The sequence below is a fragment of the Pseudofrankia asymbiotica genome, from assembly GCF_001983105.1.
Classification (GTDB): domain Bacteria; phylum Actinomycetota; class Actinomycetes; order Frankiales; family Frankiaceae; genus Pseudofrankia; species Pseudofrankia asymbiotica.
Genome location: NZ_MOMC01000072.1, coordinates 11670 through 25233 on the forward strand (window position 1 = coordinate 11670; position 13564 = coordinate 25233).

Annotated in this window: 8 protein-coding genes; 7 read left to right on the forward strand and 1 reads right to left on the reverse strand. The window is 73.4% G+C overall.

Going from position 1 to position 13564, the window contains the following annotated elements; all coding sequences use genetic code 11:
• The first annotated feature begins 404 nt into the window (after window positions 1-404).
• From mreC to BL253_RS30945, 7 genes are all read left to right on the forward strand, one after another.
• The gene (mreC, locus tag BL253_RS30915; RefSeq protein WP_081438870.1) at window positions 405-1286 is read left to right on the forward strand and encodes a rod shape-determining protein MreC; all 882 of its coding nucleotides are present in this window, start codon (window positions 405-407) and stop codon (window positions 1284-1286) included.
• Window positions 1283-1837, forward strand: coding sequence for a rod shape-determining protein MreD (mreD, locus tag BL253_RS30920; RefSeq protein WP_076820842.1), 555 nt, complete (start codon window positions 1283-1285; stop codon window positions 1835-1837). Before mreC ends, mreD begins: the two co-directional genes overlap by 4 nt.
• 25 nt (window positions 1838-1862) lie before the next feature.
• Window positions 1863-4187: a penicillin-binding protein 2 gene (mrdA, locus tag BL253_RS30925; protein ID WP_076820868.1), complete on the forward strand. Its 2325-nt coding sequence runs from the start codon at window positions 1863-1865 to the stop codon at window positions 4185-4187.
• 333 nt (window positions 4188-4520) lie between these two features.
• Window positions 4521-5696 carry a rod shape-determining protein RodA gene (gene rodA / locus BL253_RS30930; RefSeq protein ID WP_198946471.1) on the forward strand — a complete coding sequence of 392 codons (1176 nt, stop codon included), beginning with the start codon at window positions 4521-4523 and terminating at the stop codon, window positions 5694-5696.
• A gap of 21 nt (window positions 5697-5717) precedes the next feature.
• Complete coding sequence (locus BL253_RS30935) at window positions 5718-7748, forward strand: TIGR03960 family B12-binding radical SAM protein (RefSeq protein ID WP_076820844.1); 2031 nt, start codon at window positions 5718-5720, stop codon at window positions 7746-7748.
• The gene (locus BL253_RS30940; RefSeq protein WP_076820845.1) at window positions 7729-8514 is read left to right on the forward strand and encodes a TIGR03936 family radical SAM-associated protein; all 786 of its coding nucleotides are present in this window, start codon (window positions 7729-7731) and stop codon (window positions 8512-8514) included. Before BL253_RS30935 ends, BL253_RS30940 begins: the two co-directional genes overlap by 20 nt.
• A 111-nt stretch (window positions 8515-8625) precedes the next feature.
• A complete protein-coding gene (locus BL253_RS30945) occupies window positions 8626-12546 on the forward strand; it encodes an Rne/Rng family ribonuclease (protein ID WP_081438871.1) in 3921 nt (1306 codons plus the stop codon).
• A 46-nt stretch (window positions 12547-12592) separates the two neighbouring features.
• Here the strand turns inward: BL253_RS30945 and BL253_RS30950 are convergent, their stop codons facing one another.
• A complete protein-coding gene (locus tag BL253_RS30950) occupies window positions 12593-13072 on the reverse strand; it encodes a hypothetical protein (RefSeq protein WP_198946468.1) in 480 nt (159 codons plus the stop codon).
• Window positions 13073-13564 lie beyond the last annotated feature (492 nt).

The following is a 13564-nucleotide window of genomic DNA, read 5'->3' on the forward strand; positions in this document are numbered from 1 at the left end:
AGCCGGGGACCCCTGCGTCCGGACCCCCGGTGTCGGGCTTCGCCCGACCTTCGGGGTCATCGCCACCGGGAGGTCTGGCTGGGGGCGGGGCCAAGTCGTTTTTCCCCTCGGGTTTCGCCCCCTTGTGGGTCACCGCGGTCAGACGGTTGGGCCAAGGGCAGGGTGATGTCGTTTTACGTGACCGGGGCTGGTTGACGGGGCAATTGCGCGCTGGTCGGACAACGGTTCAGGAAATCGCGGAGTGGCGGGAACCTGGGGCCAGGCTGGTTCGTCCGTGCCGGCAGGCGTTTAGTACCGCCGGCCGGGACGCGGGCTGGCGCCGGGCCACCTCGCGGGGCACGGGAATGTCGGGTCGGGCGATGTCCGGAATGGCGACGTCGGGCTGGGGACGATGAGGAGTTGTCGTGGGACGTGACCTGAAGCGTTCCCGGCTGGTCGTCGCCGTCCTGCTCGTCATCACGTTCGCGCTGATCACGATTGACTACCGGACCGGGGAGAGCTCCGGCGGGGCGCGCGGCGTCGTGCACACGGTGGTCGGCGGCGTCGAGAGCGGCGTGACCACGGTCGTGCGGCCGATCGGGCGGACGGCGTCCTCGTTGTTCCATCCGAACCGCTACCACGACCGCGCCGACGAGCTGGCCAAGGAGAACGCCGACCTGCGCCGCCAGGTCGCCGACGGGGACGAGGTCACCCGGCAGGCGGCCGAGCTGTCCGCGCTGCGGCTGCTCGCCGACAAGGGCCAGTACACGATCGTCCCGGCCCGGGTGATCGCCATCGGTGACGTCAGCGGCACCGACTGGACGGTCACCGTCAACGCGGGCAAGGCGGACGGCCTCGCCGCGGACAAGATCGTGGTCAACTCCAGGGGCCTCGTCGGCACGGTCGTCTCGCTGACCGAGCACACCGCCGTCGTCCGGCTCTTCTGTGACCCGCGCAGCCGGATCGGGGCCCGGCTGGAGGGCACACAGCTGCTTGGCTCCGTCGCCGGCGGCTCCGGCCCGAACAAGCTCGTCTTCACGCTGTACGACGCCTCGTACCGGGTCCGGCCCGGCGAGCGGCTCGTCACCTTCGGCAGCCTCGACTACGTCGCCGGCGTGCCGATCGGCGAGGTCACCAAGGTCACCGACGCGGACGGGCTGTCGAGGACGGCCGAGGTGAAGCCGTACGTCTCCGTCGGCACGCTCGACCTGGTCGGCATCGTCGTCGGCAAGCCGCCCACCGACCCGGGCGACCGGGTGCTCCCGCCGCGCACCGCCCCGGCCGAGGAAGGCGGGACCGCCGGATGAGCGTGCAGCTGTTCGAGCCGGACCACGAGGGTGAGGTCCACCCACTGACGTTCGCCGCGCTCACCGTCGTGCTGCTGGCGGCCGCGATCACGCAGGTGAGCGTGGTGGCGCGGGTGCCGCTGCCGGGCGGCCATCCAGACCTCGTGCTGTTGCTGCTGGCCACGGCCGCGCTCCTGGAGGGGCCCATCGCCGGCGCGCTGCTCGGCTTCGTCGTCGGCCTGTTCGGCGACCTGCTGTCCACCCACGTGCTCGGCCGGTCGGCGCTGGTGTGCTGCCTGCTCGGCTACCTCGTGGGCCTGCTGGCGGACGCGACCGAACGGTCGGTCGCCATCGCGCTCGTCGTCGTGTCCGGCGCGGTCGCCGGCGGGACGCTCGCGAACGTCGCCGTCGCCGGGCTGCTCAGTGACGGCGCCGCCGGCACCCCCAGCCAGGCGTTCCTGCGGGCGGTGGTGGCGGCGCTGTACGCGGCGCTCCTGACCCCGTTCCTGTTCCCGGCCATGGCCGCCGGCGTGCGCCGCACCAGGCGGGCGCGGGGGGCGAGGCGGCCGTGACGGCTGTGACGTGCGGGAGGCGGCCGTGAACGACGGGATGCGCGTCCGCATCATCGTCCTGCGGGTGCTCGCCGTCTCGCTGCTGGTGACGCTCGGCACGCGGCTGTGGGTGCTGCAGGTCCTCGACGGCGACCGCTACCGGAAGGTCGCCGAGACCAACCGGGTCCGGGAGGTCGTCAGCCCCGCGCCGCGCGGCATGATCCTCGACGACCAGGGCGAGCAGCTCGTGCGCAACCGCAGCTCGCTGGTCATCTCGGTGAACCGCTCGACGACCGACCGGCAGGGCGACGCCGGCAAGGCGGTCTTCGCGTCGCTGTCGTCGGTGATCGGCATGCCCGTCGACGACATCGAGAAGAAGATCCGCTTCTGCGGGCCGAAGATCCCCCAGCCGTGCTGGAACGGCTCGCCCTACCAGCCGGTGCCGATCGCCAAGGACGTGAGCCCCGCCCAGGCGCTCGCGATCATCGAGCACCCGGAGCGGTTTCCCGGCGTCACCGCCGACCTGCAGGCGGTTCGCGAATACCCGTTCGCCTCGCTGGGCTCCCACGAGCTCGGCTACCTGGCGCCGGTCAGCCAGGACCAGCTCGACCGGCAGGCCGCCGACCTGAAGAAACAGGGCAAGGACCCTGAGGTGACGCCCGGCGCCTACCACCTCAACAGCCTGGTCGGCGTGTCGGGGCTGGAGTCCGTCTACGACTCCGAGCTGCGCGGCGTCGACGGCGTCGAGGGGCTGGAGGTGGACCGGTTCGGCAGGGTCTCGGGCACCGCGTCGAACACCGCGCCCGTTCCTGGCGACCACCTCGTGCTCAACCTGGACCGCGGCGTGCAGGCCGCCGCGGAGGAGGCACTGCGCTCGACCCTGGACAAGCTGCCCGGCGGGGCGCAGGCCCGCACGGCCTCGGCGGTGGTACTGGACGTCAAGACCGGCGGCGTCGTGGCCCTGGCCAGCCTGCCCTCATACGACCCGTCGGTGTTCGTCGGCGGGGTCTCCCAGCAGGACTACGCGGCCCTGTCCGACCCGGCCAACGGCATCCCACTGCTCTCGCGGGCCTACCAGGGCTCCGGCGCCGTCGGGTCGACCTTCAAGCCGGTGTCCACCTCGGTCGCGATGGCCAAGCTCGGCGCGAAGCCGAGCCAGAAGTTCGACTGCGCGCCCTCCCTGCAGATCGGCAGCCAGACCTTCCACAACTTCGAGGGGTCGTCCGCCGGCCCGATCACCCTGCACCAGGCGCTGGTGATCTCCTGCGACGTCATCTTCGACAAGTTCGCCTACGACGAGTGGCTGCGTGACGGCGGCCTGCGCAACGGCAAGGGCCGATACCCGCCACCGGCCGAGAACTTCGTGAAGATGGCCGAGGCGATGGGCTTCGGCACGCGCACCGGCATCGACCTGCCGGGCGAGACCGCGGGCAGCATCGTCGACCGGGACCAGGCGAAGGCGATCTGGGAGGAGCTGAAGGGCTCCTACTGCGAGCGGGCGAAGAACGGCTACCCGGACGTCAAGGACCCGGCGACGGCCAAGCGCTATCAGCAGTACGCCGTCGAGGCCTGCGCCGACGGCTACCTGTACAACGCCGGCGCGGCCGCCCAGTTCGCGATCGGCCAGGGCCAGTACCTGGCGATCAGCCCGCTGCAGCTGGCGTCCGCCTACGCGGCGATCGCCAACGGCGGGACGCTCTACGAGCCCCAGCTCGCGAAGGCCGTCGTCYCCCCGGACGGGAAGGTCGTCAAGCGGTTCGAGCCGGCGGTCAAGGGCAAGCTGCCGGTCCCGCCGGAGGTGCTGGGCTACATCCGCGAGTCACTGCACGGCGTGACCACCGAGGGCGGCGGCACGGCGACCGGCGTCTTCGCCGACTGGCCCAACAACATCATCCCGGTCGGCGGCAAGACCGGCACCGCCGAGGTCGAGGGCCACGGCGACACCTCGTGGTTCGCCTCGTTCGCGCCGGTGAACGACCCGCGCTACGCCATCGTCGTCTCCATTCCCGACTCCGGCACCGGCGCCACCTACGCCGCGCCGGTGGCCAAGGCGATCTACCAGGCCATCTTCGGCGTCGGCCGCCCGGCGGAGCTGCCCGGCGGCCTGCCGCCGTCGACGCTGCCCGCGGTCGGCCGCGACGCCTCGCTCGCGCCGGCCCCGGCGGACGCGACGGGCGGGGCTGCGGTGGCCCCGGGCCCGGCCGCGACGACCCCACCGCCCGACGGCACCGCCCCGCCGGCCGCCGGTGGCGCGCGCGGAGTGGCCCCGGCGGCCCTCACCACGTCCCCCGCGGCGGCCCCTGACCCGGTCGTGGGGCCCGCCAGCCCGTCCGCTGGGCCCCGCGCGCCACCCGCGGGCACCGCCGGCTAGCCGGCGACCGTCCGCGACGGCGCCGGGAGGACAGGTAAGCACTGGGCGACGGCGCGGTAGCTGAGTTCGTGACGTTCAGGTGTCACGCGACCGAGCTGGCCCGGAGGCGTGCCTCCGCGGAGGCCCGGCCCACGAGCGAAGCGATGTGGGTTGGGCCGCAGCGGAGGTCGCCGGAGGGCATGTCCGCGGAGGAGGACGCGGCGCGGAGGTCCCGTGGGAGCGAAGCGAGTACGGGGCCGGAGGGCCGTGCCCGGACGGAGCGGACCAGGAGGCACAGTGGACGAGCTCGGATCGACCGCGCTGCGGTCGTCACCGGTCGCGCTGCGCGGCCGGATGGGGCAGCTGCGCGACCGGGCCTCCGGGCGGCACTCGCCGCTGCGCCGGCTCGACTGGGTGCTGATGGGTGCCGTGCTGGCGTTGTCCGTGCTCGGCGCGCTGCTCGTCTGGTCCGCCACCCGTCAGCGGCTGGCGGACGTCGGCGGCGACCCGAACGACTTCCTCAAGCGCCACCTGCTGAACCTGACGATCGGCCTCGTGCTCGCCGCGGGGGCGATGCTGCTCGACTACCGGCTGCTGCGCGCCTATGCCCCGTTCGTCTACCTGGGCTCGTTGGTCGGCCTCGTCGCGGTGCTCCTCGTCGGCAGCACGATCAACGGCGCGCACTCGTGGATCGTGCTGCCCGCCGGCTTCCAGCTGCAGCCGTCCGAGTTCGCCAAGGTCGCGCTGATCGTCGGCGTGGCGATGATCCTCGGCGAGAAACACGACAGCCGCGAAGGAGTGCGCTCCACGCGGCCCGGCGACGTCGACGTGATCGTCGTCCTCGCGCTCACGCTGGTGCCGATCGGCCTGATCATGCTGCAGCCGGACTTCGGCACCGTGATGGTGCTGGTCTTCGTCATCCTCGGCATGCTCGCCGTCAGCGGCGCGCCGCGCCGCTGGGTGCTCGGGCTGCTGCTCGGCGGCGTGCTGTTCGGCGCGGCGATCCTGCAGTTCCACCTGCTCAAGCCCTACCAGGAGGCCCGGCTCACCTCCTTCGTGTCGGCGAACGCGGCCACCAACTCGACCACCGGCTACAACGTCGACCAGGCCAAGACGGCGATCGCCAACGGCGGGATCTACGGCCGTGGCCTGCTGCACGGCCAGCAGACCCAGGGGCAGTTCGTACCCGAGCAGCAGACCGACTTCGTGTTCACCGTCGCCGGGGAGGAGCTCGGCTTCCTCGGCTCCGGCGGGATCCTGGTCGCGCTCGGGGTGATCCTGTGGCGGGCGCTGTCGATCGCGAAGGATTCCGACGACTCCTTTGGCGCGCTCGTCGGCACGGGAGTGGTGTGCTGGTTCGCCTTCCAGGCGTTCGTCAACATCGGGATGACACTCGGGATCATGCCGGTCACCGGCCTGCCGCTGCCGTTCGTCTCCTACGGCGGCTCGTCGATGTTCGCGAACATGATCGCCGTCGGTCTGCTGCAGAACGTCCGACTCAGGTCGCGCACAGATCCATACGCGCTCTGACACCTGAGTAGGCTGGCTCGCATGCCTGGACAGTCGGTGTTCCCGCGCCTGGAGCCACTGCTGCCCCGGATCCGCAAACCTGTGCAGTACGTCGGTGGCGAGGGGAACTCGACCGTCAAGCCATGGGAGTCCGCGGTCGTCCGCTGGTGCCTGATGTATCCGGACGCCTATGAGGTCGGCCTGCCCAACCAGGGGTTGCAGATCCTCTACGAGGTCCTCAACGAGCAGCCGGACGTGCTCGCCGAGCGGACCTACGCGGTGTTGCCGGACCTGGAGGCGCTGCTGCGCGAGCACGGCGTGCCGCAGTTCACCGTCGACGCGCACCGCCCGGTTGGTGACTTCGACGTCCTCGGTGTCAGCTTCGCCAGCGAGCACGGTTACACCAACCTGCTGACCGCGCTCGACCTCGCCGGCATCCCGCTGCACGCCGCCGACCGCGGCGCCGAACACCCGCTGGTGATCGCGGGCGGGCATTCCGCGTTCAATCCGGAGCCCGTCGCCGACTTCATCGACGCCGCCGTCCTCGGCGACGGCGAGCAGGCCGTCCTCGACATCACCGACGTGGTCCGCGCGTTCAAGGCCGCGGGCGAGCCCGGCGGCCGCACGGAGCTGCTCGCCAGGCTCGCGCGCCGTCGCCTCGTCTACGTTCCGGCGTTCTTCGACGTCGCCTACGGCCCCGACGGCGCGATCGTCGCCGTCACGCCCAACCGTGACGACGTCCCCGCCCGCCCGGCCAAGCACACGCTGCCCGACCTGGACGCCTGGCCGTACCCGAAGACGCCGCTGGTGCCGCTCGCGGAGACCGTGCACGAGCGGATGAGCGTGGAGATCTTCCGTGGCTGCACCCGAGGCTGCCGCTTCTGTCAGGCCGGGATGATCACCAGGCCCGTTCGCGAGCGCTCGATCGACACGATCGGCGCGATGATCGACGCCGGCCTGTCGGCGTCCGGTTTCTCCGAGGTCGGGCTGCTGTCGCTGTCGAGCGCCGACCACAGCGAGATCGGCGAGCTCGCGACCCAGCTCGCGGACCGCTATGAGGGCACCAACACGTCGTTGTCGCTGCCGTCGACCCGGGTCGACGCGTTCAACGTCACGCTGGCCAATGAGTTCTCCCGCAACGGCCGGCGTAGCGGCCTCACCTTCGCTCCCGAGGGGGGCTCGGAGCGTCTTCGCAAGGTCATCAACAAGATGGTCAGCGAGGAGGACCTGATCCGTACCGTCAGCACCGCGTACGCGCAGGGCTGGCGGCAGGTGAAGCTCTACTTCATGTGCGGCCTGCCGACGGAGACCGACGAGGACGTGCTTGGCATCGCGAAGCTCGCCCGCGAGGTGATCAGGGCTGGTCGCAAGGCCAGTGGGCACCGCGATATTCGTTGCACGGTCTCCATCGGCGGTTTCGTGCCCAAGCCGCACACCCCGTTCCAGTGGGTCGGGCAGGCGTCCTGGGAGGTCACCGACCAGCGCCTCAAGCTGCTGCGGGACACCGTCCGGGCTGACCGGGAGATCGCCCGCGCCGTCGGGTTCCGGTACCACGACGGCCGGCCGGGGATCATCGAGGGCCTGCTCTCGCGCGGCGACCGGCGGGTGGGCCGGGTGGTCGAACGGGTGTGGCGCGAGGGCGGGCGCTTCGACGGCTGGACCGAGCACTTCTCCTTCGAGCGCTGGGAGCGCTCGGCCGCCGCCGAGCTTGAGCCGCTGGGCGTCTCGCTGGACTGGTTCACGACCCGGGAGCGCCCCGAAAGCGAGGTGCTGCCCTGGGACCACCTCGACGCGGGCCTCGATCGCGACTGGCTGTGGTCGGACTGGCAGGACGCGTTGCGCGGCGCGGCCGAGGTCGAGGACTGCCGGTGGACGCCCTGCTACGACTGCGGCGTCTGCCCGACGACGGGCTCGCAGATCGAGATCGGCCCGACGCGCCGCACCCTGCTGCCGCTGACCCCGGTCCCGTCGCTGCCCGCGCGGGCGGCGGAGGGCGCGGCGACGTCCGCTTCCGTGACAGCCGCGACACCGGCGGCGGGACAGGAGAAGGCTCGTGCCGCCGCGGCGCCCTGACGGCCCGCCGCCGCCACCGCCGGTCGCGCGGGTGCGGCTGCGGTTCGCGAAGCGCGGCCGGCTGCGCTTCCTCTCCCAGCTCGACCTCGCGCGGTCCTTCGAGCGCGGGCTGCGCCGCGCGCGGGTACCGATGGCCTTCTCGGCCGGGTTCAGCCCGCATCCGAGGGTCTCGTGGACCAATGGGGTGCCTACCGGGGCGGCCAGCGAGGCCGAGTACGTCGAGCTCGCGCTCGCCGAGGACGTCGACCCGGAGGCGCTGCGGGTGGCGTTGGACGCGGCGCTGCCGCCCGGGTTCGACGTGCTCGCGTGCGTGCCCGCGGAGGGCGGCTCGCTGGCCGACCGGATCGAGGCGTCCCGCTGGAGCGTGCGCGTGCCGGGCGTGCCGGCCGAGGACGTCGCCCGCGCGCTGGACGCGCTGCTGGCACGGGAAAGTCTCGAGGTCGAGCGCAAGACCAAGTCCGGCCGTGCCCTCGTCGACGTGCGGCGAGCGGTGATCTGCGGCGTTTGCCGTGCGTCGGCTCACGACTGTGCGATACTGGATGTGGTCGTGCGGCATACGACGCCCGCTGTGCGACCAGACGACGTGCTGACCGCCCTTGGCGTGGTCGCCGTTCCGCCGCTGACGTTTCCGGTCCCCCCGGAGCCAACCAGGCTCGAGCAGGGACTGATCCAGGTGGACGGGACGCTGGCGGACCCATTGGYCGCCCCCACCGGGGCGCCGAACCGAAGCGAGACGGGCCGGCTGGCGGGTCGACTCACTGCTTGATGCAGGGCGTCGCAGGATTACGGCGGTTCGCCCGCCGGACTAGACAGTGGCTTCTGCGCGGCCGCGACTGCCTGTGGCAGCGCGCCCGGGAGCCCGGAGGCTTTATATCCCGTGCCCGACGACACTCAGATCCCTAGTGACGACAACCAGACGGCAGCGACGACGGAGGAATCCGCCGCCGCGCCCCGCCGCCGCCGCTCGGCCGGCCGGCCCGCCGGTCCTCCCAGCGAGGCATCCGCGGCGCCGCCCTCCGAGCAGCCTCCCGACGACGTGGCGCCACGCGCCGCGGGCGACGCTCCGGTCGACCCGATCGCGGCCGACGCCCCGGTCGTTCTGAACCCGGCCGACGCTCCGGTCGTTCCCGACGCCATCGGTACGGCTCCGGCGGAGGAGGACGAGCTCGACCCGCCAGTCGGGACGGACATGTCGGCCCCGGCCAGCGAGGCCGAGCCGTCGGCGAGCGAGCCCACCCAGGCCACGATCGAGGCTGCCGGGGCCGTGCCCGCGCCGGCCGCCGCCGCGCCCATTGCCGCCGTGCCGGCGGACAGTGCGCCTGTCGACCCGGCGGACAGCGCGCCCGTTGACATCGACCCGACCGCCGAGACGGCTCCCGCGGAGACACGGCGCCGGCCGCGCGCGCGCCGGGCGGTCCGGGCCGTGCTCACGCCCGTCGCGCCCCTTACGTCGCCCGAGTCGGCGACTTCCGCTCCCGAGTCCGCTATCTCCGCTCCCGAGTCCGCCGAGTCGCCGCCGGCCGCGGCCGGCGCGCCGGCCGCGAGCGAGCCGCTGGGCGAGGCCGTGCCCGCGGAGGCGGTCCCCGACGCGCCGGTCCGCCGGCGGGCCCGTTCCGCCCGCCGTGCCGCGTCGGCGCCGCTCGAGCCGTCCGCGGTGACGGCCCCCGAAGCCGCGCCGTCCGCGGTGGACGAGCCGCCCGCCGCCGTGGTCCAGCCCGTCGAGACGGCGGAGATCTCCGCGTCGGCGGCCGAGACAGCCGCCGTGACCGAGGCACCCGCCGCGACCGAGACGCCCGCGGCGCCCGCCAGGACACGCCGCCGCGCGTCGAGCCGGCGTGCCCGCGCCGTCGAGGAGACCGCGGCCGGCGAACCTGCTCAGGCTGAGACGCCCGCTGAGGCCGAGACGCCCGTCGCTGAGGTACCGCCCGTCGCTGAGGTACCGCCCGTCGAGGCGTCGGTCGTCGAGGCGTCCGCACAGCCGGGCGACGCCTCCAGGTCAGCCGCCCCGAAGTGGAGCGTCGGGTCGACCTTCTCGGCCGGTTTCGACACCCAGGTCTCCGCACCTCGCGTGGCTCGCCGGCCAGTGACGGCGGTGACCTTCCAGGCCCCCGACCTGGCCGCGCACGAGCCGACGGCTCCCCGGGGCCGTGAGCGCGACCGCGACTGGGACCGCGATCGGGATCGGGATCGGGACCACCCCCGCGACGCGGAGGAGCGCCCCGACCGGGCCGCGCCGGCCGTGGCCGTGAAGGAGGTCGAGGCGTCCCCGGAGGCCAGCGAAGAGCTCCCCGTGGTCGAGACCGCGCAGGCCCAGGAGCCCGAGGCCACCGACATCGAGTCGGGCCTGGAGGACACCGACGTCGCCGGCACCCGCCGTCGCCGACGCGGCCGCCGTGGCCGGGGCCGGACACGCGGCGAGGAGGACGGTTTCGAGGCCGGCGAGGCCGATGCGGAGCAGTCGACCGCGGACGAGGACGAGGCCGAGGACGACGAGCCGGACGAGGCCGACGAGCAGCTCGCCACCGACGCCGACGAGGAGGACGAGGAGGACGATCGGGCCGGCTCGCGCCGCCGCCGTCGTCGCCGTCGCCGGGCCACGACGTCGGGCGACGAGGCATCCTCCCCGGACGACCCGCCGAACACGGTCGTCCACGTCCGCGAGCAGCGCCGCGACGACGACCTCGTCCGCGGGGTCAGCGGGTCGACCAGGCTCGAGGCCAAGCGGCAGCGCCGCCGGGAGGGGCGGGATGTCGGCCGCCGTCGGCCGCCCATCGTCACCGAGGCGGAGTTCCTCGCCCGCCGCGAGTCGGTCGAGCGCCGGATGCTGGTGCGCCACGCCGGCGACCGCACCCAGATCGCCGTGCTCGAGGACGGTGTCCTGGTGGAGCACTTCGTCACCAGGGCCAGCTCCTCCTCGTACGCCGGCAACGTCTACCTCGGCCGGGTACAGAACGTGCTGGCCAGCATGGAGGCGGCGTTCGTCGACATCGGCAAGGGCCGCAACGCCGTCCTCTACGCCGGCGAGGTCAACTACGACGCGTCCGGGCTGGAGGGCAGGCCGCGCAAGATCGAGCAGGTGCTCAAGCCGGGCCAGCCCGTGCTCGTCCAGGTCTCCAAGGACCCGATCGGGCACAAGGGCGCCCGGCTGACCAGCCAGATCAGYCTGCCCGGCCGCTACCTGGTGTACGTGCCGGACGGSCAGAGCGCCGGGATCAGCCGCAAGCTGCCGGACACCGAGCGTGCCCGGCTCAAGAGCATCCTCAAGAAGATCACTCCCGAGGACGGCGGCGTGATCGTGCGCACGGCCGCCGAGGGCGCGAGCGAGCAGGAGCTCGAGCGTGACGTCGAGCGCCTCGCGGCCCAGTGGGAGGACATCTCCCGCAAGGCGCAGAAGGCCAGCGCCCCGGCGCTGCTCTACGGCGAGCCGGACCTGGTCGTCCGGGTGATCCGCGACATCTTCAACGAGGACTTCACCGAGCTGCTCGTACAGGGCTCGGGCGAGGCCGAGATCATCGAGGACTACGTCGACACGGTCGCGCCGGATCTGCGTACACGGGTCCGCAGGCACGTCGGGACGACCGACCTGTTCACCGAGTACCGCGTCGACGAGCAGCTGGCCAAGGCGCTGGACCGCAAGGTGTGGCTGCCCTCCGGCGGTTCGCTGGTGATCGACCGGACCGAGGCCATGACGGTCATCGACGTCAACACCGGCAAGTTCACCGGCAAGGGCGGCAACCTCGAGGAGACCGTCACCAAGAACAACCTCGAGGCCGCCGAGGAGATCGTCCGCCAGCTGCGGCTGCGTGACATCGGCGGGATCATCGTCATCGACTTCATCGACATGGTCCTGGAGAGCAACCGCGAGCTGGTGCTGCGCCGGCTCACCGAGTGCCTCGGCCGGGACCGCACCCGCCACCAGGTCGCCGAGGTGACCAGCCTCGGCCTGGTCCAGATGACCCGTAAGCGGGTCGGCCAGGGCCTCCTGGAGGCGTACAGCGAGTCCTGCGCGCACTGCAACGGGCGTGGCGTGATCATCCACCTGGACGGTCACCACGCGCCGGCGGCGTCCTCGCCGGTGCCGGCACCCCCGGCTCGTCGGGCCGGGCGCCGCGGCTCCGGCGCCGCGGTGCCGCTGGCGGGCTCCGAACAGCTGAACGAGGGCGAGGGCGACGGGGCGGTCCCCGAGCCGACCTCCTCGACCGGCGGAACCCTGGAGGCCGACGGCCACACCGGCGCCACCGGGCCGGGCTCGGGCGCGCCCGAGCCCGCGGGAGGCACCGAGGCCGGCACCGCGCGCGAGAGCGGCCGCCGCTCCCGGCGGGCCCGCCGGGCCACGACCCAGATCATCGCCGCGGACGTGGTGGCGCCGGAGCCGGCGGCCACCCAGGCGGCGGAGCCGAAGTCTGCCGGGGCAGAGCCGGCGGCGGCACCGGTGAACGGGCCCGCGGACGGCACCGGCTGGCCGGGCACGATCCCGACCGGGAGCGGCGAGGAGCACGCCCTCCAGACGCCCGCCGGCGAACCAGGCGGCGTGGGCTGGCCGACGAACGGCGCGGCGCACACCCAGGGCCACCAGAACGGCGGCGCTCAGAACGGCGGCGCTCCCACGGGTGCCGTCACGGACGAGTCGGAGCATGCCTCATCGGCGGGGCCGACGGTGTTCGCCAACTCGGCCGACCCGGACAGCATCATCGGCGAGACGGGCTCGGCGGGCGGCCGTGGCCGCCGGCCGCGACGCGCGTCCCGCCCGGTGGCGAAGCCGGCGGAGTCCGTGGAGGCGACCGTCTCGGCCGACTGAGGCCGGCTCCGCGCGCCGGCCACGGGCCGGGCCCGGGCCCGGAGGGCTAGGCCGCGTGGCGGTGGTCGTCGGTGGTGGCCGGTGCGTCCGGCCGCCGGCGGCCGGACGGCTCGTCGTGGTCGGCGGGCGAGGGGTCCCGCGGGTCGTGAACGTCGACGGGCGCCTTGTCCGTAGGCGTCCTGTCGTCGCCGAGGCCGGCCAGCGCGGAACGGCCGGCCTCGGCGAGCAGCTGGTCCAGAGCTACCCGTGAGCGGCGCAGCGCGCCGTCCACGGCGTCCCTGGCCCGGTCATGGTCACCGAGCTGCAGCGCGTAGGTCGCGACGACGAGCGTCTGCACCAGGTCGTCCTGGTCACCGAGGCGCGCGGCCGCCTCGGTGCGCCGGGCGGCCGCGCTCGCCGCCGCCGACCGAGCCGTCAGCGCCCGTCCATGCAGCGTTGCCCAGCAGGCCACCGGAACCGCCATGAGGGCGACCAGCGCGACCGCGCCCGCCACCCAGGTCGCCGTCTCCCACTCCATCTCCGTCATCCCCCGGCCGCCCTCCCGCCCCCGCCGGATATCTCCGTCGCCAGGTCCATCGTTTCCCGGCGGCCGGGGCGGTGACCATGACACGTCCGGATCACCCTCAGGTGATCCCGCCCTAGGCAAGGAGTCACCCGCCTGTGCCCGACGGGTGTACCCATCCGGGCTGGCTATCAACGGAAAGTAGTCATGCTGGCCCTGACCAGCGGGTCCTGGTGACCACGAGCAGACCGGTCATCACCGGGCGGAGACGGACGCGAGCACCGGGCGTAAACGAGCCGGTGCCGGTCARCACCTTTCGCCATCGGGCCTGTAGGGTGGACCGACACGGGGTAGGTTTGGTGCCCACTCCGGACGGGCGTTGGCCAGTCAGTGCCGCGCGGGCCCCACGGGCGACTCCACATGGGAGATCCGGGGCGGTCGCGTGGCCGTTGCAGGCCGAGGCGCACGGGCGCGGGGCACCTTGAGGACATGAGCTCGCGCGGCGGCTTTCGAGGT